The sequence below is a fragment of the Nocardiopsis sediminis genome, assembly GCF_042650565.1.
Classification (GTDB): domain Bacteria; phylum Actinomycetota; class Actinomycetes; order Streptosporangiales; family Streptosporangiaceae; genus Nocardiopsis_B; species Nocardiopsis_B sediminis.
Window position 1 is genome coordinate 80,068 of sequence record NZ_JBHSBH010000011.1, and the last position, 21,179, is coordinate 101,246.

A 21,179-nucleotide genomic window follows, 5' to 3' on the forward strand; every position below is an offset into this window, starting at 1 on the left:
CCGCCAACCCGGCCGCCGCCGGCCACCGATGGACCACCACACGACCACCACGCGAAGGCTGCGGACCACCGGCCGCCCCGGCCGCCCCCGGTCCCGCCGTGGGCGACGTCCAAGGGACACCACATTGAGCACACCCGTCCTGGAGCTGTCCGGGATTTCCAAGAGATTCGGCGCCGTGCAGGCGCTCAGCGAGGTCGACCTCAGCGTCGCCCCCGGTGAGGTGGTCGCCCTGCTCGGCGACAACGGCGCCGGGAAGTCCACCCTCGTCAAGGTCATCGCCGGGGTGAACCCGGCCGACACCGGCGACATCCTCTGGGAGGGTGCCCCGGTCACCATCACCAGGCCCAACGACGCCCAGCGGCTCGGGATCGCCACCATCTACCAGGACCTCGCGCTCTGCGACAACCTGGACATCGTCGCCAACCTCTTCCTCGGCACCGAGCACACCTCCTTCGGCGCCCTCGACGAGGTCGAGATGGAGCGGCGCGCCCAGGAGCTGCTGGACTCGCTGTCGGTCAGCATCCCCAGCCTGCGCGTCCCCGTCGCCTCGCTGTCCGGCGGCCAGCGCCAGATCATCGCCATCGCCCGATCGCTGCTGGGCGACCCCAAGATCGTCATGCTCGACGAGCCCACCGCCGCCCTCGGCGTCGCCCAGACCGCCCAGGTGCTCGACCTCATCGAGCGCCTGCGCGACCAGGGCCTCGGCGTGCTGCTGATCAGCCACAACATGGCCGACGTCCGGGCGGTCGCCGACCGCGCGATGGTCCTGCGCCTCGGGCGCAACGCCGGGGACTTCCGGGTCGAGGAGACCGGCTACGAAGAGATCGTGGCGGCCATCACCGGCGCCGCCGACAACCCGGTCTCGCGCCGGTCCGGGCGCGTCTCGGTGTCCGGGACGGAGGAGTCGTGATGGCACAGCAGACCCCGGTTTCCAACAGCGCCGAGGCGCCGGCGCCGCCCGCCGAGCGCGACCCGCGGCTGATCGTCACCGCGACCTCGCCCCGCGGCCTGCTCACGGCCGCCGTCCGCCGCCTGCGCGGCGGCGAACTGGGACCGTTCCCGGTGATTGTGGGCCTGCTCGTGATCTCCGTGATCTTCCAGCTCTACCACGAGCGCTTCCTGTCGCCGCAGAACCTCTCCAACCTCACCGTGCAGATCGCCGCCGTGGGCCTCATGACCACCGGCGTGATCATGGTCCTGCTGCTCGGCGAGATCGACCTGTCCATCGGCTCGGTCGCCGGCGCCTCGGCCGCCGTCCTGGCGGTGCTGACGGTGCACCAGGGCGTCGCCGAATGGCTGGCCATCCTGGCCGCGATCGGTACCGGTGTGCTGATCGGCATCGTGCACGGCACGATCTTCGCCAAGATCGGGGTGCCCGCCTTCGTCGTGACCCTGGCAGGCCTGCTGGGCTGGCAGGGCGTGCAGATCTACCTGCTCGGCCAGGAAGGCACGATCAACATCCGCGACGGCGGGCCCATCGCCGCCCTCACCCAGACCTACTTCGTGCCCGCCATCGGCTGGGGGATCGGGGCGCTCGCCGTGGCCGCCTACGCGATCTCGCGGCTGCTCGGCGAGCGCCGCCGCGCCGCGGCCGGCCTGCCCGCCCGCCCGGCCGTCGAGACGGCCGTGCGCACCGTGCTGCTGGCCATCCCGGTGTTCGCCGCCGTCGCGGTGTTCAACAGCTTCATGGGCGTCCCGCTGTCGTTCCTCATCTTCGTGGGGTTCGTGGTGGTGTTCGACCTGATGCTGCGCAAGACCCGCTACGGGCGCATGGTGTTCGCGGTGGGCGGCAGCGCCGAAGCGGCCCGCCGCGCCGGCATCAACGTCGACCTCATCCGGATCTCGGTGTTCGCGCTGTCGTCGACGCTGGCGGCGGTGGGCGGGGTCCTCATGGTGTCGCGTTCGTTCTCGGCCAGCCTCGACACGGCCGGCGGCGACGAGCTGATGCTCGCGATCGCCGCCGCGGTCATCGGCGGGACCAGCCTCTTCGGCGGGCGCGGCAACGCCTACTCCGCCCTGCTGGGCGGCCTGGTCCTGGGGGCCATCACCTCGGGGCTGTACCTGCTGGAGATGCCCTCCTCCGTCCGGTACATGATCACCGCCGTGGTCCTGCTGATCGCGGTCATCCTGGACGCGGTCTCCCGGCGCAGCCGCAAGACCCACGCCCGCGGCTGACCGGTCCGGCGTGCGCACCCACGCACGCCACCCGGCCCCGCCCGCCATGCCCTCCTCCCCCCGGGCGGGCGCGGCCGGACCGGGCGCCCCCGGAGCCCCTCCCTCCGGGGGCGCCTCTCTCCGGGGGCGCCCGCCCAGCGAGGTCAGCCCAGGTCGGCGCAGGTGGCGTATACGTAGTCGGGGGAGCCGGGCGTGGTCACCATGAGGTCGCGCAGCACCACCGACACCCCGTCGGCCTCGGCCGCGCAAGCCGTGTCCATGTCCTGCTCGCGGTACTCCACGTCGAGTACCCGGTTCGGGTAGGCGTCGGCGTAGACCCCGCACTCGTCCCACCGGCCGCACTCCTCGGCGACCGCGAAGTCGAAGCCCGCGACGGGCCCGCCGGCCTCGTCGATCATCTCCGCCGCGTTCTTCTGCCCGGCCGCGAGCCCCTCCGCGTGCGCGCGGTCGGTCAGCAGTTCGCCGAAGGCCAGCGCGTGGTCCGCGGTGAGCAGGGACTGCGAGCGGCTGAAGGAGTCCAGGTTGTCCAGTTCCACGGCGTCTAACCCGGAGGCCGCGCAGCCCGCCATCCAGTCGCCGACGATGCCGGCGGCCGCGGCGCGCTTGTCCTCGGTCGAGATGTCGATGATGGCCTCGTCCCAGTCCGGGTCGATGACGAGGTCGCCGTCGGCGTCGCGCAGCAGCAGGCCGGGGTGCTCCTCTTGCCACCAGTCCAGTTCGGCGGGCTGCACCTGGAAGCCGTTGACGTAGCAGATGGAGTAGAGGCCGTCGGCGGGGTCGGCCTCGCGGTCGCGGATCACCACCTCGACCCCGTCCGGGGGAGTGTAGGCGCCGCCGATCTGGTAGTCGAAGGCCGCGCGCTCGGGCGGCGGGGTCTGAGCGGCCGCGCCTGAGGAGACCGGCTGCGCGGACTCCGCGGGACTGGGACCGGGCGCCGCGCAGGCGGCGAGGAGCAGCAGAGCGGCCAGGGGGGTGGCGCGCAGAGCGCGCATCGGCTTCATGGAGCCGAACCTACCGGGACACCAAGGATGGTCCCCCTTGTGGTCGGGAACCGGGGGCCGGCGCATTCTCACCCTGCTTTAGCGTGCAGCAGACCCTCTCTTCGCCTTCGGGTGTGCATGCTGGGCACAGGCCCCGGGGCGGCCCGGGACCCGCAGAACGGACGAGGGGGGAAGCGATGGGCATCTCGCAGAGGCTGTTCCGGGAGGGCGGCCAGGGCATCGACGTCGTCTTCGAACCGGACGCCGACCAGCAGGGAGAGCAGGAACCCGCCGCCGCGGCGCCGCGCGATCCCGCCGGCGTGGTGGACGGGCCGGTGACCGAGGTCGCGGTCGACGCGGCGCTGCCCGCCTGGCGCTGGGAGGTCCCCGGTGTGCGGCCCGCCCTGACCGGTTGAGGCCACCGCCGCCGCCCAACCACAGCGGCGCCTAGGGGGAGCGAACGGTCACACCATCTGGCCGGCCGCGACCAGGAGGCGCAGCCGCTCCTCGGAGGGGGAGCCGGGCTCGGCGGCGTAGGTGAGCAGCGTCTGCCCGGGGTCGGCGGGCAGCGGCATCTTCTCGAAGTACAGGGTCAGCTCGCCCGCCACCGGGTGGCGGAGCCGGTGGATCCCGTGCGGCTGCTCACGGACCTCGCGCTCCTCCCACAGCCCCCGGAAAGCGGGGCTCCCGTCGCGCAGGTCCTGCACCACCCCGCACAGCCGCGGCTCATCGGGATCGGCGCCGGAGTCCGCCCGCAGCTTCGCGACCACTTCACGCCGCATCGCGTCCAGGTCGATGTGCAGCGCCGCGGCCTGGGGATCCAGGAACAGCAGGCGCGCCAGGTTCAGGTCGTCGTCGCCGAGCAGCTCCAGGCCGGGCCAGAGCCGGGCGAGCGGCTCGTTCCAGGCCAGCAGGTCCAGAGCTCGGCCCATGATCAGCGCCGGGACCCGCTCCATCGCCGTGAGCAGGGTCCGCAGCTCGGGCCGGACCCGCTGGCGCGGCATCGCCGGCGGCGCGCACACGCCGTCGGCCGACGACGCACCGGACCGCCGCGTGTTCCGCCCGGCCAGGTTGCGCAGGTAGGTGCGCTCGGTGTCGGACAGCCGGAGCGCGTCGGAGAGCGCGCCCAGCACCTCGGCCGAGACCGCGCCGCCGCGCCCCTGCTCGATGCGCGTGTAGTAGTCGACGCTGACGCCGGCCAGCTGGGCGACCTCCTCGCGCCGCAGCCCGCGGACCCGGCGCCGGTTGAGTGTGCGAGGCAGGCCCGCCACCTGCTCCGGGTCGAGAGCGGCGCGGCGTGCCTTCAGGAAAAGGCTGAGCTCGGCCTCGCTGTGCATCATGCGCTCCAGTGTATTCAGCCTGGTCCTGGGCGACCCAGGCTGAAGCGGGCCTGGGCCGCCGCCTCAGCGCGGAGCAGGGTGGTGGGCACGAGCAGAACCGCACAACGACGACGAGGACCCGACATGGAACGACGCATTCTCGGGGGGACCGGGATCTCCGTCAGCGAGTACGCACTCGGGACGATGATGCTGGGCGCCTGGGGCAACACCGACCACGGCGACGCGATCCGGATGGTGCACACCGCGCTGGACGCGGGGATCAACTTCGTGGACACCGCCGACATGTACTCCGAGGGGGAGTCCGAGGAGATCGTGGGCAAGGCGCTCAAGGGGCGGCGCGACGACGTCGTCCTGGCGACCAAGTTCCACAACCCGATGGGCCCCGACGCCAACCACCGGGGCAACTCGCGCCGGTGGATCGTGCGCGCAGCCGAGGACAGCCTCCGGCGCCTGGGCACCGAGTGGATCGACCTCTACCAGATCCACCGGCCCGACCCCGACACCGACATCGACGAGACCCTGTCCGCCCTCTCCGACCTGGTGCGATCCGGCAAGGTCCGGGCGATCGGCAGCTCCGCCTTCCCCGCCGAGGAGATCGTCGAGGCACAGTGGACGGCGGAACGGCGCGGGCACGTCCGGCTCCGCAGCGAGCAGCCGCCCTACTCCCTGCTGGCCCGGGGGATCGAGGCGGACGTGCTGCCCACCGCGCAGCGGCACGGCATGGGCGTGCTCACCTGGAGCCCGCTGAGCGCGGGCTGGCTGTCGGGCAAGTACGGGGGCGCCGGCGGCGCCGACCCGAAGACCGCGCACCGCAGCGTCCTGCTGGCCCCGATGTACGACCCGGCGCTGCCGGGCAACGCGGCCAAGCTGGCGGCCGTGACGGAACTGGCCAAGGTGGCGGCCGACCTGGGGGTTCCGCTGCCGCATCTGGCGACGGCGTTCGTGCGCAGCCACCCCGCCGTGACGTCGGTGATCATCGGGCCACGCACCCACGGCCAGCTGACGAGCCTGCTGGAGGGGGCGGACCTGCGGCTGGACGGCGGGGTGCTGGACCGGATCGACGACATCGTGCCCCCGGGGACCGATGTCGCGCACGACATGACCTTCCACAGCCCGGCGCCGCTCACCGACCCGCACCTGCGCCGCCGCTGAGGGCCGCGCGGCGGCGGCCGCCGCGCGCTCCCGGTGGGGACGGCCGCCGGGGGCCGCGCCGTACCCGGGCGGCACGGCCACCTCGGCGCCCCACTCCGGGAGCACCACCCCGCTGAACTGCGAATCTCCGTATTCCGACCGGAACGGGCGGGTTATAGCGTCGCCCACCTGATGCCCGATCCGTCCTTCCTCCTCATCGCCGGGACCGCCGTTGTCCTCGGCGCCATCCTCCAGACCGGTGTCGGCCTCGGCCTCGGGCTGGTCGCCGCGCCGGTCGTCGTCGTGGTCGCCCCCTCGCTGATGCCCGGTGCCCTGCTCATCGCCACCGCGGTGCTGCCGATGTTCACGCTCACCACCGAATGGCGCCACATCGACTGGCGCGGGCTGGCCTGGGGGCTGCCCGCCCGGATCCCCGGCTCCGTCGCCGGCGCGTGGGTGGTGGCCACCGCGGACCGCGCGGCGCTGGGCGTGGTGGTGGGCACGATGGTGCTGGCCGCGGTCGGGCTCTCCCTGTGGTCGGGGCGGGTACGCATCACGCCCGCCACGCTCATGGCCGCGGGCGCCGTCTCGGGGCTGACGAGCACCGCCACGTCCATCGGCGGCCCGCCGGTCGCGCTGCTCTACCAGCACGAGCCGGCCCAGCGGGTCCGCGGAACGCTCGCCGGGTTCTTCCTGTTCGGCGTGGCGATCTCGCTCGGCGTGCTCGCGGCCGCGGGACAGCTGCACGCGCGCGAGGTGCACGCGGGCCTGTGGCTGGTCCCTTTCGTCATCGCGGGCTTCCTGGCCGGGCGGCGGCTGACCCGGGTCGTCGACGCCGGCCGGATGCGCGCCGCGCTCCTCGCGGTCGTCGCGGTCTCCGGGGCCGCGCTGGTCGCGCAGTCCGTGCTCTGAGCGCCCGCACGCCGGTGCGGTAGGCTGCGGGGCCGATGACCACGGCAGCCACCCGTCCCACCCGCGACCAGCTCGCCGCCGCGCACGGGACCACCATCCCCGACGTGATCGCGCCCGGCCTGGACGTCCTGTTCTGCGGCATCAACCCCGGCCTGTACTCCGGGCATACCAGGTTGCACTTCGCCCGCCCCGGGAACAGGTTCTGGCCCGCCCTGCACCGCTCCGGCTTCACCCCGCGGCTGCTGCGCCCCGACGAGCAGCACCTGCTCACCGGGTGGGGGCTGGGCATCACCAACATCGTTGCGCGCGCCACGGCGCGCGCCGACGAGCTGACCCCGGACGAGCTGCGCGAGGGCGGCGCGGCGCTGGCCCGGCGCATAGCGGAGTACCGCCCCGCGATGGTCGCCGTCCTGGGCGTCACGGCCTACCGCGGCGCGTTCGGGCGGCCCAAAGCGGTGGTCGGCCCGCAGCCGGAGGGGCTGGCGGACACCCCGCTGTGGGTGCTGCCCAACCCCAGTGGGCTCAACGCCCACTGGACCCCCGACGCCATCGCCGCGGAACTGCGCCGGGTGCGCGAGGCCGCACGGTCGCATAGGGGCCCGTCAACGGGTACCGATTCGCGGGATAGGTTCGGTTAAAAGCCGGTTCCCGGGGCTCATAAACTCTGAGGACTGGACAGGGCGTGCCCCATAGGGCTCGCACCCGCGCACGCCACGCTGCAACGAGGGGACTGACGAGGGTGACGCTGCTCGCGACGATGCGGAATCCGGACGATCTGAAGAAGCTGCCCGTCGAGCGCGTACCGCAGTTGGCGGCGGAGATCCGCGAGTTCCTCGTCGCGGAGGTGTCGCGCACCGGCGGCCACCTCGGCCCCAACCTGGGCGTCGTCGAGCTGACCATCGCGCTGCACCGGGTCTTCGACTCACCCGACGACCCCATCCTCTTCGACACCGGCCACCAGTCCTACGTGCACAAGATCCTCACCGGCCGCCACGACTTCAGCGCGCTCCGCGAGCGGGGCGGCCTGTCCGGTTACCCCTCCCGGGCCGAATCCGAGCACGACTTCATCGAGAACTCCCACGCCTCCACCGTGCTCTCCTACGCCGACGGCCTGGCCAAGGCCCAGGCCATCCAGGGCCACCGGGGACGCACCGTCGCCGCGGTCATCGGCGACGGCGCGCTCACCGGCGGCATGGCCTGGGAGGCGCTGAACAACATCGCCGAGGGCAAGGACCGCCGGGTCGTCATCGTCGTCAACGACAACGGCCGCTCCTACTCGCCCACCATGGGCGGGCTCGCCGACCACCTCGCCTCGCTGCGCATGACCCAGGGCTACGAGCAGGCGCTCGACCTCGCCAAGACCGCGATCAACAAGGCGCCCGTGGTCGGCCCGCCCATATACGAGGTGCTGCACGGTCTCAAGAAGGGCCTCAAGGACGCCATCCAGCCCCAGATGATGTTCGAGGACCTGGGCCTGAAGTACGTGGGCCCCATCGACGGCCACGACACCGCCTCGGTCGAGAAGGCGCTGCGCCGCGCCCGCGACTACGGCGGCCCGGTGATCGTCCACTGCATCACCCAGAAGGGCAAGGGCTACACCCCCGCCGAGACCAACGAAGAGGACCAGTTCCACTCCATCGGCGTCATCGACGCCGAGACCGGTGAGGCCCCCCGCTCGGCCCCCGGCGTCGTGAAGTGGACCAAGGTGTTCGGCCAGGAGATGGTCGAGATCGGCGCCGAGCGCAACGACGTCGTGGCCATCACCGCGGCCATGCTGCACCCCACCGGGCTGGCGCCCTTCGCCGAGGCCTACCCCGACCGCACGTTCGACGTCGGCATCGCCGAGCAGCACGCCGCAACCTCCGCCACCGGCCTGGCCATGGGCGGGCTGCATCCGGTCGTGGCCGTCTACGCCACCTTCCTCAACCGCTGTTTCGACCAGGTGCTGATGGACGCCGCGCTGCACCGCCAGGGCGTCACCTTCGCCCTGGACCGCGCGGGCGTCACCGGCGACGACGGCGCCAGCCACAACGGCATGTGGGACCTGTCCATTCTCCAGGTCGTGCCCGGCCTGCGGATCGCGGTTCCCCGCGACGAGCCGCGGCTGCGCCGGCAGCTGCGCGAGGCGGTCGCGGTCGACGACGCCCCCACGGTCGTCCGCTACCCCAAGGGCGCGGTACCCGACGAGATCCCCGCCATCGGCACGGTCGGCGCCATGGACGTCCTGCGCCGCGCCACCCGCGACGGCCACTCCGAGGACCTGCTGCTGGTGGCCGTCGGCCCGATGGCCCAGACCTGCTGCGAGGTCGCCGACCGCCTGGCCGACCAGGGCATCGGCGTCACCGTCATCGACCCCTGCTGGGTCAAGCCGCTCGACCCCGCGCTGGTCGACGAGGCGGCCCGGCACCGCGTGGTCGCCGTGGTCGAGGACAACGGGCGCGTGGGCGCGGTGGGCGACGCCGTGGCCCGGGCGCTGCGCGACGCCGACCTGGACCTGCCCGTTCGCACCTTCGGGATCGACCAGGAATTCCTGGACCACGCCAAGCGCGGCGCGATCCTGTCCGACATGGGCCTGACCCCCCAGGACCTCGCCCGCAAGCTCACCGAGACCGTCTCCCGCTACGCGGAGAAGACCGCCGAGGACGGCGAGCCCGCCCAGAAGTAGCCCCCGCCCCCCGGCTCCCTGAAGACCGCCGAACGGCCCGCGGCGCACGAGCGCCGCGGGCCGTCGTGTGTGCGGGGCAGGGGCCGGTCCCGCGGATGGGGCCTGCGGCCGGGGGCGGCGCCGCCTGCGCTCGTTCGTCGGCTCGCCGTTCCCCCCGTCCACAGCCCGAAAAATCTCCTCGCCGCCCCCGCGCGGCCTGTGCTTCGATACACCACATGGACCACCTCGGCCCCGCCATCGACACCCGCCCCCTCTTCCCGGTCGAGCGCGCTGCACTGCTCGACCTGCTCGATTCGCTCGGACCGGCCGATTGGGCGGCCCCCACCGTGTGCCCCGGGTGGGCGGTCCGCGACCTCGTCGCGCACCTCCTCAACGACCACATCCGGCGCTTGTCGGGCAGCCGCGACTCCCACGCGGGCGCGGTCTTCGCCGATGACGAAACGCTGCGCGCCTACCTCGATAGCACCAACGGCGAGTTCGTCCGCGCGGCCCAGTGCGCCAGCCCCCGGGTCATGGCCGACCTGATCGGCTTCCTCGGCCCGCAACTCGACGCCCTATGGGCCACGCGCGACCTCCACGCCCCCGCCGACCTCGGCGTCTCGTGGGCGCAGGCCGCCGATTCCGACCCCACCCCGGCGTGGCTCGACATCGCCCGCGACTACACCGAGTTCTGGACCCACCAGCAGCAGATCCGCGATGCCGTGGGCCGGCCGGGCGCCGACACCCCCGATCTCGCCGGGCCGGTGCTCGACACCTTCATGCGCGCCCTCCCGCGCGCCCTGCGCGGCGAGGACCGCCCCGCGGGCACCGCCGTCGTGGTGGAGCTCACCGGTCCCGCAGGAGGCGCCTGGGCAGCCGTCCGGGGCGAGGGCCGGTGGGCGCTGCGCACCGGCGCCGAAACCCCATCCGCCCCCGCGGCGTATATCGCCATGGATCAGGACACCTTCTGGCGCCTGGCCACCCGGGGCATCGCGGTCAAACGCGCCCGGTCCCTCGCCGAGACCCGGGGCGACCCGGCGCTGATCCGTGCCGCCACCGCGATCCTGTCCATCGTCGGGTGACCCCTGGGTTTCCGCCGGCCCGCGCCCCCGCCCGCGCGATGCTCGACAATGGGGCCATGACCTCTCCCGATCCTTTGCGTGTGGCGGTGATCGGATCCGGCCCCGCGGGCATCTACACCGCCGACTCCCTGACCCGGCAGCGCCGCGAGACCGTGGCCGTCGACGTCATCGACCGGCTGCCCACCCCCTACGGACTCGTGCGGTACGGCGTCGCCCCCGACCACCTGAAGATCAAGGGGGTCGCCCGGACGCTGCGCCGGGTCCTGGAGCACCCCGACGTCCGGTTCATCGGCGGCGTGGAGTTCGGCGCCGACATCACCCGCGCCGACCTCGCCCGCTCCTACCACGCGGTCGTCTACGCCACCGGCGCCGCGGTCGACCGCCGGATGGGCATCCCCGGCGAGGACCTGCCCGGCAGCGTCGCCGCCACCGACTTCGTCAACTGGTACTGCGGCCACCCCGACGCCGCCGTGGAGCGGTTCCTGCTCGACGCCGAAGAGGTCGCCGTCGTGGGGGCGGGCAACGTCGCGGTCGACGTCGCCCGCATCCTCGCCAAGACCGCCGATGAACTGCGCGGCACCGACATCCCGCAGCCCATGCTCGACGTGCTCGCCGCCAGCCGGGTGCGCCGGATCCACCTGCTCGCCCGCCGCGGCCCCCTCCAGGCCAAGTTCACCGCACCCGAGCTGCGCGACCTCGGCAGGCTCGACAACGCCGACATCGTCGTCCGCCCCCACCAGGTCGACATCGACCCCAACGGCGAAGAGCTGCTGGGAGCGGCGCGCGCCGCGCGCACCAACCTGAAGATCCTCGGCGAATGGGCGAGCCGCAGCCCCGAGGGCCGGGCGCGCCGCATCGACCTGCGCTTCTGGACCCGCCCCGTCGAGATCCTGGGCGAGGACAGGGTCACCGGGCTGCGGGTCGAGGCCACCCGCCTCGACCCCGACGGCCGTGTGGCCGGCACGGGCGAGCACGAGGTGCTCGGCGTCGGCATGGTCTTCCGCTCCATCGGCTACGCGGGCGTCCCGCTGCCGGGGGTGCCCTTCGACCCCGCGACCCGCACCGTGCCCCAGGCCGCAGGGCGCGTCCTCGACCCCGCCGGCCCCGGGGGAGCGGTGCTGCCCGGCGACTATGTGGCCGGGTGGATCAAGCGCGGCGCCACCGGGGTCATCGGCACCAACAAGTCCGACGCCGCCGAGACCGTGCGCTCGCTGCTCGACGACGCTCCCGCCCTGCGGGCGGGGGTGGTCGGCGACCTGGAGCCCGTCGAGGCGGTGCTGCGCGACTCCGGCGCCGATGTCACCGACTACGGGGACTGGCTGACCATCGACGCCGCCGAAGCCGAGCGCGCCGCCGAGCTGGGCCGGGGCGAGCGCGTGAAGCTGCTCGGCTGGGCGGAGCTGCGCGGCGTCCTCGGCCGCCGCTGAGACCCGCCCGTCCGGCGCCCGCGTTGCGGGCGCCGGGGCGGGTCAGCGGACGTCCGACGCCGGTGCGTCGTAGGTGTTGCAGGCCTCCAGGGTCGCTTCCTCGGTCCCCTGGTCGAACCAGTACTGCCGGTTGCGGGCCGTGCCGTGCGTGGGCAGGTCGCTGCCGCCGTTGAGGTACTCGTTGACGAGGTCGATCTCGGCGGCGTCGAACTCGCCGAAGCCGCGCATCGCGATGCCGCCCATGCACTCGGCCTGGAGTTCGGTGCGGCGCAGCGCCTCGAGCTCCTCGTTCTCGTTCGGGGCGAGGCGCTCCATCTCGTAGGAGGCGTCCAGGATGCCGGTGGCCTGCTGGACGTGGTGGCCGTACTCGTGGCCCAGCAGCGCGGTCCAGACGGCCTCCTGGCTGTCGTCGGGGACGTCGCGGGACAGCTCGATGACGTTGGGCAGGACGACGGTGATGCTCAGCGAGTCGTACTCGTAGTACGCGAGGGTCATGCCCTCCTCGGTCGAGCCGACGTCGGGGTTGTCCTCGGTGACGTGGAAGGTCGGCGCGGGGGTGCGCAGGCCCAGTTCGTCCAGCCGCGGCTGCCACAGGTCGTTGAGGCACACGCCGATCTCGTCGCTGAAGGCCCGCCAGGAGGCCTCGGACTCGGGGTCGAGGTCGGGCAGCCCGCAGGAGACGGTGTCGGGCACGGGCATGTCGTAGGCCGGGTGCGCGGCGATGTCCAGGTCGATGGACTTGGGCCGCTCGTACAGCTCGCGGCTGTGGAACTCGGTGACATCGGAGGCGCCGCCCTGCGCGGAGGGCGGGGTGGCCGAGGCGGAGTTGGCCACCAGCGCCACCGAGACCAGCAGGGCGACCAGCGCGGCGAAGGACGAGGTGCCTACGGCCACCCACACGGCCGTCCCGGCGCGCCGCGACGGCGGCGGCACGTGGTGGTAGCCCCACCCGCCCGGTGGCGGCCCCGGGGGCATCGGCGGGGGCCAGGGGCGGCCCGCGGGCGGTACGCCGCCGGGCGGCATGGGCGGGTATCCGCCGTGACCAGGCCGCGGTCCCACCGGGGCGGCGAAGGTCGTGGTGGTGGCGGGTCCTGCGGGGGGCACGGAACCCGTGACGGTGGCAGGTCCTGCGGGGGGTGTGAAGCCGGTGGCGGTGGCGGCGGGGTCGGCCGCAGGGGGCGCGGCCGGGGCTGCGGGCCCGGCCGGAGAGGGGGGCGGTCCCGCGGGCGCCGTGGCCCCTGCGGGCCCGGCCGGGGCGGCGGGTGCATCGGGCACGGCCGGTCTAGGCCCCGACGACCCGCTGTGCGGGGGCTGAGGTGCCGGGGGGCGGCCGGGGCCGGGCGTCCCTTCGCCGCCTTGGATGGAGTCCACGAGGTCGGTCCTTGTCGTCGGTGCGGCGCGCGCAATCGTGATGATCAACCCTATTAGGACACCGGGGTGGAAGGTAGTGCGGATGGTCCCGATCCGACGGCCGGGAGCGGTCGATCGCCACGCGATCGGCCGGCCGTGCGGAGACGTCGGACGACGCCCGGGCTGCGGAACGCCGACGCCACGGGGCACGCCGAAGCGGCCGCAACGGCGGACAGGGCCGCTCAGCGTCCTGCCGGGGCTGTGGAGTTCCGGGCGCCTGGGTTTACCTCACGGCGAGCCGACGAGTGAGCGGAGGCGGCGCTGCCCCCGGCCGAAGGCCTCTCCGCGGGGCCATTGGAGCGGAGTGAGGAGGGAGTGTGACCCGGCTGGGGCAGGCTCAGGGTGCGCGGTAGGTCACGCCCACGGTCGCCAGGATGTCGCGCAGTTCGGCCTCGAACAGCTCCTCCATGTCGTCCATGACGAAGGAGAGGTGCCGGAAGACCTCCATGCAGACCAGCCCGTAAAGTCGCACCCAGCATGACGTGAGCACGTGCAGCGCCCCCTTGGGGACGACGTCGGCGGCGGGGAAGCCCGTGTGCTCGGCGAAGGACTCCAGCTGGCGGCACAGGCCCGGTGTCAGGCCGGCCTCGTCGGGTACGGGGAAGCGCTCTTCGCGGAGCAGGGTCTCGAAGAGCGCGAAGAAGATCGCGGCGAACTCGCGGCCGGCCTCGACCGCCGGGCCGGAGTCGGCGGCGTCGCGGGCAGGGCCCGGCGGGCCGAACAGCAGGGTGAACTCGGCCGGGTTGGCCAGCGCCCAGGTGCGGAACGCGCGCAGGGCGGCGGAGATGCGGCCGTCGACGTCGTCGGCGGGCAGGGAGGAGTCGGCGGCGCGCACCGCGGCGGACAGCTCGCCGAAGAAGTCGGCCTGGAGCGACAAGATCAAGTCGTCGTGGCTGGCGAAGTAGCGGTACAGTCCCGGGGCGGTCATGCCCATCTCGCGGGCGATGGCCCGCAGGGAGACCCCGGGCGGACCCTGGGCGTCGAGATGGCGCCGCGCGATGTCCTTGATCTCGCGCAGCGTGGCCTCGCGCACTCGCTCGCGCCGTGACGGTGCCGGGGACTCCGGCGGATCCGCTGCCACCTGCACTCGTACTGCCTTTCCGGCCAGGGCCGTCCTTCGCTCCGCCCGGTGGAGGCCGGGATGCCGGAGATCATATTGACACGAGTTAACGGCGCAAGCTTTAGTTATCCCCGAATGCTAACGCCGTTCACTTTCCTGATCACCCTTCACAATACGTTAACACCATGCCAAGGGGCGGATTCATGTTCGCAAGCCTAGGGCGGTTCGGCTACCGCGGGCGCGTCTGGGTGCTCGTCGCCACCGCGGTCTTCGTCGCCTTCTCCGCCGTTTGGGGCACCGGCGTCTTCGACGCCGTGAGCGACGGCGGGTTCGAGGACCCCGGCGCCGAGTCCACCCGCGCCGCCGAGGTGCTGGAGGACGAGCTCGGCCACGACCAGGTCGACGTCGTCGCCGTCTACCGCAGCGTGGACCTGCCCATCGACAACCAGATGTTCGCGTTCTCGGTCGAGCAGATGCGCGACGACCTCCCCGAGGACCGCGTCGCGTCGGTCACCACCTACCTCGACGAGGGCCTCACCGACGTCGAGCGCGGCGTCCTCATCTCCGAGGACCGCCACGCCACCTACGTCCCCATCACCCTCGCCGGCGACACCGACGCCGAGCGCATGGCGAACTTCGAGGCCATCGCGGACGACCTCGACGCCGGGCAGCTGGAGACCCACCTCGGCGGCCCCGTCGCCATCGAGAGCGAGCTGTCGGCCCAGGCCGAGGGCGACGTCGTGCGCGCCGAACTCATCTCCCTGCCGGTGCTGCTCGTCCTGCTCGTCGCCATCTTCGGCGGCGTCGTCGCCGCCCTCATGCCCCTGGCGGTGGGCGGCCTGGCCATCCTCGGCTCCCTCACGCTCCTGCACGCCCTCACCTACGTCACCGAGGTCTCGGTGTTCGCGGTCAACGTCGCGACCATCCTCGGCCTGGGCCTGGCCATCGACTACGGCCTGTTCATGGTCAACCGGTTCCGCGAGGAGCTCGGCCGCGGCGCCACGATCGCCGACGCCATCCCGCGGACCCTGGCCACCGCCGGGCGCACGGTCGCGTTCTCCGGCGTCACCGTGATGATCGCCTTCGCCGGCCTGCTCTTCTTCCCCCAGCCCATCCTGCGCTCCATCGGCCTCGGCGGCATCGCGGTCGTCCTCTTCGACGTTCTGGCCGCGCTGATCGTCCTGCCCGCTCTACTGGGCGTGGTGGGCCGGCGCATCGACGCGCTCCGGCTGTTCCGCGGCCGGCGCCGGGCCGCTCCCACGGTCACCGGCGCCATCGAGGCCCGCGCGGGCGGCTGGGCCCGGCTCGCCCACAGCGTCATGCGCCGCCCCGCCCTCTACGTGGTGGGCGTGGGCGCCGTCCTGCTGGCGTTCGCCTCGGCCCTGGTGTTCACCGACGTCGGCTCCACCGACCAGCGCTACCTGCCCGAGGACGCCCCCAGCCGCATCGCCACCGAGTCGCTGCGCGATGACTTCCCGGCCGGCGGCGTCAGCGTCATCGACATCGCCGTCACCGGCGACGCCGCAGAGGACGACCTGAGCGACTACACCGACCGCCTGGCCGGCCTCGACGGAGCCGTGGCCGCCGACGTCGAGCGCACCGGCGACGGCATCGCCCACGTCACCGTCGCCTACGAGGGCGACACCGACGACCCGGCCACCCAGGACCTGGTGCGCGACGTGCGCGCCGAACCCGGCCCGGCCGGGACCGAGACACTGGTCGGCGGCGTGGCCGCCCTCCAGCTCGACAACGTCCAGGCCATCGTCGACGCCGTGCCCGCGACGCTCGCCTTCGTCATCGCCGTGACCCTGGTGCTGCTCTTCCTGGCGTTCGGCTCGCTGGTCCTGCCGGTCAAGGCGGTGCTGATGGGCTTCCTGTCGCTGGGCGCCTCGCTGGGCGTGGTGATCTGGGGCTTCCAAGAGGGGCACTTGGGGGCGCTACTCGGCTTCACCGCGGTGGGCACCATCGACCCGACCTACCTGGTGCTCATCATCATCGTGGCCTTCGGCCTGGCGATGGACTACGAGCTGTTCCTGCTCAGCCGGGTGCGCGAGGAGTACCTCGCGACCGGCGACAACGCCCACTCCGTTGCCGTGGGGCTCCAGCGCACCGGCGGCATCATCACCAGCGCCGCGCTGCTGCTGGTCGTGGTGTTGGGCGCGATGGGGTCGTCGTCCCTGCTCTTCCTCAAGATCATCGGCATCGGCCTGGCCATGGCGGTGGTCGTGGACGCCACGCTGGTGCGCGCGCTCCTGGTCCCGGCCACCATGCGGCTGCTGGGCGGCGCCAACTGGTGGCTGCCCGGCCCGCTGCGGCGGCTGCACGACCGCGTGGGCATCACCGAGTCCGAGGAAGGTGAGGAGCCGGCGCCGGGTACCGCGGATGGCGGCACGGAGGACGGCACGGGGCGCGAGCGCCCCTCGGTCCCCGTGGGCTGAGGCCCCGGCCCGCCCCATCCGCGGGCTCCGACGGCGGAGGGCCCGGCACCCGGACATCCGGGTACCGGGCCCTCCGCGATCTCCGTGCGCGGCCCGCTCGGCTAGAGGGCCTTGAGCCCCCGGGGGTGGAACGGAGCGCCGTTGACCTTCTCCGCGATGCCGGTGCGGTCCAGGTACGGCGTGATCCCGCCCAGGTGGAACGGCCAGCCGGCGCCCGAGATCAGGCACAGGTCGATGTCGGCGGGCTCGGCCACCACGCCCTCGTCGAGCATGATCCGGATCTCGCGGGCCAGCGCACGCAGCGCCCGGTCCAGGATCTCCGGCTCCTCCGAGGGCCGGTCGCCGCCGGAGAAGAGCTCCGCCACCTCCGGGTCGATCGCGAAGTCCGGCCCGTACACCGCCGTCTTGCCGGCCTCGACCAGCCTGCGGTGCTGCCCGGAGACCGCGAACCGGTCCGGGAAGGCCGCGTGCAGCGTCTCCGACACGTGCAGCGCGACCGCCGGTCCCACCAGCTGGAGCAGCAGCAGCGGCGGCATCGGCAGCCCCAGCGGCGCCACGGCGCGGTCGGCGGCCTCGGGGGCGGTGCCCTCCTCGATGGCCTTCAGCACCTCGCCCATGAACAGGGTGAGCAGCCGGTTGACCACGAACGCGGGCGCGTCCCGGCACAGCACGGCGGTCTTCTTCAGCCCCTTGGCGGTGGCGAACGCCGTGGCCAGGGCGGCGTCGCCGGTCTGCTCGCCGCGGACGATCTCCAGCAGCGGCAGCACGGCGACCGGGTTGAAGAAGTGGAAGCCGACGACGCGCTCGGGGTGGCGCAGCTTGCTCGCCATCTCCGACACCGACAGCGAGGAGGTGTTGGTCGCGAGCACCGCCTCGGGCGAGACGACCGCCTCGACCTCGGCGAACACCTGCTGCTTGACGTCCATCCGCTCGAACACGGCCTCGATGACGAAGTCGGCGTCGGCGAACGCGTCCTTGGTCAGCGACCCCGACACCTGCCGCTTGAGCCGGTTGGCCGCATCGGGGGAGACCCGGCCCTTGGCGCGCAGACGGTCGATCTCGCCGTGCACGTAGCCGACGCCCTTGTCCAGGCGGTCCTGATCCAGGTCGGTCATGACCACCGGGACGCCCAGGCGGCGCGCGAAGAGCAGCGCGAGCTGGCCGGCCATCAGGCCGGCGCCGACGACGCCGACCTTGGTCACCGGCCGCGCCAGCTCCTTGCCGGGGGCGCCGGCGGGGCGCCGGGCGCGCTTTTGCACCAGGTCGAAGGCGTAGAGCCCGGCCTTGAGCTCGTCGCCCATGATGAGGTCGGCCAGCGCGTCGTCCTCGGCAGCGAACCCCTCGTCGCGCGTGCGGGTCCGTGCCTGCGCGACGAGGTCCAGCGCGCGGACGGGGGCGGGGGCTGCGCCGTGCAGCTTGCCCTCCAGGACGAACCCGGCGTTGTCGACCGCCTGCTGCCACGCCTGGCCGGTGTCGACCTCGGCCCGCTCGACAGCGACCTCGCCGGTGATCACGCGCGCCGCCCACGCCAGCGACTCCTCGACGAAGTCGGCGGGCTCGAAGAGGGCGTCGGCGATGCCCAGGTCGAACACCTCGGGGCCCTTGACCATCTTGTTCTGGGCCAGCGGGTTGTCGATGATGAGCTTGAGCGCCTTCTCGGCGCCGATCAGGTGGGGGAGCAGGTAGGTGCCGCCCCATCCGGGGACCAGGCCGAGGAACGCCTCGGGCAGCGCGAACGCCGGGACCCCCGCGGAGACCGTGCGGTAGGTGCAGTGCAGCGCCACCTCCACGCCGCCGCCCATGGCGGCGCCGTTGATGAACGCGAACGTGGGCACGTCCAGCTCGCCCAGCTTGCGGAACACGTCGTGGCCGAGCCGGCCGATGGCGTGGGCCTGCTCGCGGTCGCGCAGCAGGGGGACCCCGGTGAGGTCGGCGCCCACGGCGAAGATGAACGGCTTGCCGGTGATGACCACCGCGGCGATGTCGGTGCGCCCCCGCGCCGCCTCGATGGCCGCGTCGAGGCTGAGCAGCCCGGCCGGGCCGAAGGTGTTCGGCTTGGTGTGGTCGTGGCCGTTGTCCAGGGTGATCAGGACGGCGGTGCCTGCCCCGTGGGGCAGCCGGACGTCGCGGGAGAGGGCGCGGGTGACGACCTCGTCGGCGAACATCTCCCCCAGTCCCGGGTGCCGGTCGATGGCGCTGCTCACTAGTCGTTCCCTTCCCAGTTCGTGTTCTCCCACAGGACGGTCCCGCCCATGCCCAGGCCCACGCACATGGTGGTGAGGCCGTAGCGGACATCGGGGCGGTCGGCGAAGTGCCGCGCCAGCTGCATCATCAGCCGCACGCCGGAGGAGGCCAGCGGGTGGCCGAGCGCGATCGCGCCGCCCCAGGGGTTGACGCGGGGGTCGTCGTCGGCGAGGCCGAAGTGCTCCAGGAAGGCCAGCACCTGGACGGCGAACGCCTCGTTGATCTCGATGAGGCCGATGTCGGCGATCCCCAGGCCCTGGCGCTCCAGCAGGCGCTCGGTGGCCGGCACCGGGCCCACGCCCATGACCTCGGGCTCCACGCCCGCGAAGGAGAAGTCCACCAGGCGCATCCGGGCGTCCAGGCCCAGCTCGGCGGCGACGTCCTCGGCGGCCAGGATCGCACCGGTGGCGCCGTCGTTGAGGCCCGCGGCGTTGCCGGGGGTGACGTTGCCGTGCGGCCGGAACGGGGTCTTGAGCGCGGCCAGCCCCTCCATGGTGGTGCCCGGCCGCGGCGGCTCGTCGGCGGTGGCCAGGCCGAAGCCCAGCTCGGCGGAGCGCACCAGCACGTCGACCAGGTCCTGCTGGATGCGGCCGTCGGCGTAGGCCTTGGCGACCTTCTCCTGGCTGCGCACGGCGTAGGCGTCGGCGCGCTCCTTGGTGATGGAGGGGTAGCGGTCGTGCAGGTTCTCGGCGGTGTTGCCCATGACCAGGGCGGAGGGGTCGACGAGCTTCTCGGAGAGGAAGCGCGGGTTGGGGTCGACCCCCTCGCCCATGGGGTGGCGGCCCATGTGCTCGACGCCGCCCGCGATGACGACGTCGTAGGCGCCGAAGGCGATCCCGGCCCCGGTGGTGGTGACCGCTGTGAGGGCGCCGGCGCACATGCGGTCGATGGCGTAGCCGGGGACGCTGCGGGGGAGGCCGGCGAGGAGGGCGGCGCTGCGGCCGATCGTCAGCCCCTGGTCGCCGGTCTGGGTGGTGGCGGCGATGGCGACCTCGTCGACGCGTTCGGGCGGCAGTCCGGGGTTGCGGCGCAGCAGTTCGCGGATGACCCGGACGACCATGTCGTCGGCGCGGGTCTCGGCGTAGAGGCCCTTGCCGGCCTTGCCGAACGGGGTCCGGGCCCCGTCGACGAATACGACTTCGCGGGCGGTTCGCGGCACGGTTCGCCCTCCTTATCGCGCAGTGGGAGACGTGACGACACTCATGCTACTGGTCGGTAACCAATGCGTGCGAGCAGTCTGCCACATCGATCCGCCGCGCGGGCGGCGGGTCAGAACAGGGCGGCGGCGTCGCGGTGGCGGCCGACGGCGCTGAGCGCTCCGGCGAGGTCGCGGCGCATCTTCAGGGTGAGCATGCGGATCTCGGGGTCGCCCGCGGCGGCCAGGCCGTTCTTGTAGGCCGCGCTCAGCGTCTCGACGGCCTCCTCGGGCCGCCCCGCCTGGGTGTAGGCGCGGCCCAGCCGGTGGTGGACCCGGAGGGTGTCGAGGTGCCGGCCGCCCAGCCGGCGGCGGCGCTGGGCGAAGACCATGCGCAGCTGCTGGGTGGTGTCGTCGTAGCGTCCGATCGCGGCGTAGGCCGTGCTCAGGCCGATGCGCAGGTGCTCGCGCTCCTCGGGGACCCCGGAGTCCTCGACGGCGCGCTCGAAGTGGGAGATGGCGGCGTCGTGGCGCCCGCACCGGCGGTAGCAGATCGCCAGCCGGCTGCGCGCCGCCACCGTGTCGGCGGCCACGGGCCCCAGCCGGGCGTCGCGGTGCTCCAGCAGCAGCTCCCAGATGGCCGCGGCCTCGGCGGGGCGGCCGGAGTCCTCGAGGCTCCAGGCCAGGTTCTCCCGGATGGTGTCGGTCTGCTCGTGGTCCTCGCCGAACACGCGCACGGCGGAGTCGAGGGTGTGCTCGAACTGGGCGACCGCGGCTTCGCGCCGGCCGATCTGGGCGTACTTGCTGGCGAGGTTGTTGCCGGCGGTGATGGTGCGCTCGTCGTCGGGGCCGAACGCGTCGGTGGTCTCGCGCAGGGTGCGCTCCAAGGCCGCGGCGCGCTGTCCCGGGGTATGGCCGTGCTCGGGCGATGACGTGGGGGCGGGCAGGCTGCCGGGGGCGAGCCCTGTCTTCCGCAGCAGGGATCGCCACATCGACACCAGACTCACCACCTCTGCATGGCCGCGGCCCGCCGCGCGCCGAAACTTTCCACCCCGCATCAACAACAGCACGATTCAATAACTTAATCCGTGAACCGGTGGTGGGGAAGTGCCTGAGGGGTGTGCCGCCAGCGTGAATCGCGTCACTTATGCCATTTTTTGGCCAGGATCAGGTTTAAAACCACCCAAAGCCGTGACGTGGG

Annotated in this window: 17 protein-coding genes; 10 read left to right on the forward strand and 7 right to left on the reverse strand. The window is 73.2% G+C overall.

Annotated features, from left to right (window positions below; translation table 11 throughout):
* Positions 1 to 124 precede the first annotated feature (124 nt).
* Positions 125 to 910 carry an ATP-binding cassette domain-containing protein gene (locus ACFOVU_RS17765; protein WP_378535048.1) on the forward strand — a complete coding sequence of 262 codons (786 nt, stop codon included), beginning with the start codon at positions 125 to 127 and terminating at the stop codon, positions 908 to 910.
* On the forward strand, positions 910 to 2,175 hold the full coding sequence (locus ACFOVU_RS17770; protein WP_378535050.1) for a sugar ABC transporter permease: 1,266 nt from the start codon (positions 910 to 912) through the stop codon (positions 2,173 to 2,175). The genes ACFOVU_RS17765 and ACFOVU_RS17770 overlap by 1 nt, the downstream gene beginning before the upstream one ends.
* Before the next feature lie 143 nt (positions 2,176 to 2,318).
* On the opposite strand, the gene ACFOVU_RS17775 is transcribed toward ACFOVU_RS17770, so the two are convergent.
* Positions 2,319 to 3,176: an endo alpha-1,4 polygalactosaminidase gene (locus ACFOVU_RS17775; RefSeq protein ID WP_378535052.1), complete on the reverse strand. Its 858-nt coding sequence runs from the start codon at positions 3,174 to 3,176 to the stop codon at positions 2,319 to 2,321.
* A gap of 176 nt (positions 3,177 to 3,352) precedes the next feature.
* Here ACFOVU_RS17775 and ACFOVU_RS17780 point away from each other — a divergent pair, with 176 nt between their 5' ends.
* Positions 3,353 to 3,571, forward strand: a complete 219-nt coding sequence (locus ACFOVU_RS17780; protein WP_378535053.1) for a hypothetical protein — start codon at positions 3,353 to 3,355, stop codon at positions 3,569 to 3,571.
* Positions 3,572 to 3,619: 48 nt separating this feature from the next.
* Here the strand turns inward: ACFOVU_RS17780 and ACFOVU_RS17785 are convergent, their stop codons facing one another.
* Positions 3,620 to 4,495, reverse strand: a complete 876-nt coding sequence (locus ACFOVU_RS17785) for a helix-turn-helix transcriptional regulator (protein WP_378535055.1) — start codon at positions 4,493 to 4,495, stop codon at positions 3,620 to 3,622.
* Positions 4,496 to 4,618: 123 nt separating this feature from the next.
* Here ACFOVU_RS17785 and ACFOVU_RS17790 point away from each other — a divergent pair, with 123 nt between their 5' ends.
* The 6 genes from ACFOVU_RS17790 (at position 4,619) to ACFOVU_RS17815 (ending at position 11,691) form a co-directional block, all read left to right on the forward strand.
* Positions 4,619 to 5,647, forward strand: a complete 1,029-nt coding sequence (locus tag ACFOVU_RS17790) for an aldo/keto reductase (RefSeq protein ID WP_378535057.1) — start codon at positions 4,619 to 4,621, stop codon at positions 5,645 to 5,647.
* A 171-nt stretch (positions 5,648 to 5,818) separates the two neighbouring features.
* Positions 5,819 to 6,538 (forward strand): TSUP family transporter, encoded by a 720-nt coding sequence (locus ACFOVU_RS17795; RefSeq protein WP_378535059.1) that lies wholly within the window; start codon positions 5,819 to 5,821, stop codon positions 6,536 to 6,538.
* 35 nt (positions 6,539 to 6,573) lie between these two features.
* Positions 6,574 to 7,176, forward strand: coding sequence for a G/U mismatch-specific DNA glycosylase (gene mug / locus ACFOVU_RS17800; protein WP_378535061.1), 603 nt, complete (start codon positions 6,574 to 6,576; stop codon positions 7,174 to 7,176).
* 101 nt (positions 7,177 to 7,277) lie between these two features.
* Entirely contained in the window at positions 7,278 to 9,203 is a 1,926-nt protein-coding gene (gene dxs / locus ACFOVU_RS17805; protein ID WP_378535063.1) for a 1-deoxy-D-xylulose-5-phosphate synthase, read from the forward strand.
* Positions 9,204 to 9,418: 215 nt separating this feature from the next.
* Positions 9,419 to 10,264, forward strand: coding sequence for a maleylpyruvate isomerase family mycothiol-dependent enzyme (locus ACFOVU_RS17810; protein ID WP_378535065.1), 846 nt, complete (start codon positions 9,419 to 9,421; stop codon positions 10,262 to 10,264).
* Positions 10,265 to 10,320: 56 nt separating this feature from the next.
* Entirely contained in the window at positions 10,321 to 11,691 is a 1,371-nt protein-coding gene (locus ACFOVU_RS17815) for an FAD-dependent oxidoreductase (protein WP_378535067.1), read from the forward strand.
* 42 nt (positions 11,692 to 11,733) lie between these two features.
* Here ACFOVU_RS17815 and ACFOVU_RS17820 read toward each other — a convergent pair whose 3' ends face one another.
* Positions 11,734 to 12,585, reverse strand: coding sequence for a neutral zinc metallopeptidase (locus tag ACFOVU_RS17820; protein ID WP_378535069.1), 852 nt, complete (start codon positions 12,583 to 12,585; stop codon positions 11,734 to 11,736).
* A gap of 853 nt (positions 12,586 to 13,438) precedes the next feature.
* Positions 13,439 to 14,182 carry a TetR/AcrR family transcriptional regulator gene (locus ACFOVU_RS17825; RefSeq protein WP_378535070.1) on the reverse strand — a complete coding sequence of 248 codons (744 nt, stop codon included), beginning with the start codon at positions 14,180 to 14,182 and terminating at the stop codon, positions 13,439 to 13,441.
* 182 nt (positions 14,183 to 14,364) lie between these two features.
* Here ACFOVU_RS17825 and ACFOVU_RS17830 point away from each other — a divergent pair, with 182 nt between their 5' ends.
* Positions 14,365 to 16,599, forward strand: coding sequence for an MMPL family transporter (locus ACFOVU_RS17830; RefSeq protein ID WP_378535072.1), 2,235 nt, complete (start codon positions 14,365 to 14,367; stop codon positions 16,597 to 16,599).
* A 101-nt stretch (positions 16,600 to 16,700) separates the two neighbouring features.
* Here ACFOVU_RS17830 and ACFOVU_RS17835 read toward each other — a convergent pair whose 3' ends face one another.
* From ACFOVU_RS17835 to ACFOVU_RS17845, 3 genes are all read right to left on the reverse strand, one after another.
* The gene (locus ACFOVU_RS17835) at positions 16,701 to 18,764 is read right to left on the reverse strand and encodes a 3-hydroxyacyl-CoA dehydrogenase NAD-binding domain-containing protein (RefSeq protein WP_378535148.1); all 2,064 of its coding nucleotides are present in this window, start codon (positions 18,762 to 18,764) and stop codon (positions 16,701 to 16,703) included.
* Positions 18,765 to 18,802: 38 nt separating this feature from the next.
* Positions 18,803 to 20,002 carry a thiolase family protein gene (locus ACFOVU_RS17840; protein ID WP_378535074.1) on the reverse strand — a complete coding sequence of 400 codons (1,200 nt, stop codon included), beginning with the start codon at positions 20,000 to 20,002 and terminating at the stop codon, positions 18,803 to 18,805.
* A gap of 110 nt (positions 20,003 to 20,112) precedes the next feature.
* On the reverse strand, positions 20,113 to 20,970 hold the full coding sequence (locus tag ACFOVU_RS17845) for a tetratricopeptide repeat protein (RefSeq protein WP_378535150.1): 858 nt from the start codon (positions 20,968 to 20,970) through the stop codon (positions 20,113 to 20,115).
* Positions 20,971 to 21,179: the final 209 nt, after the last annotated feature.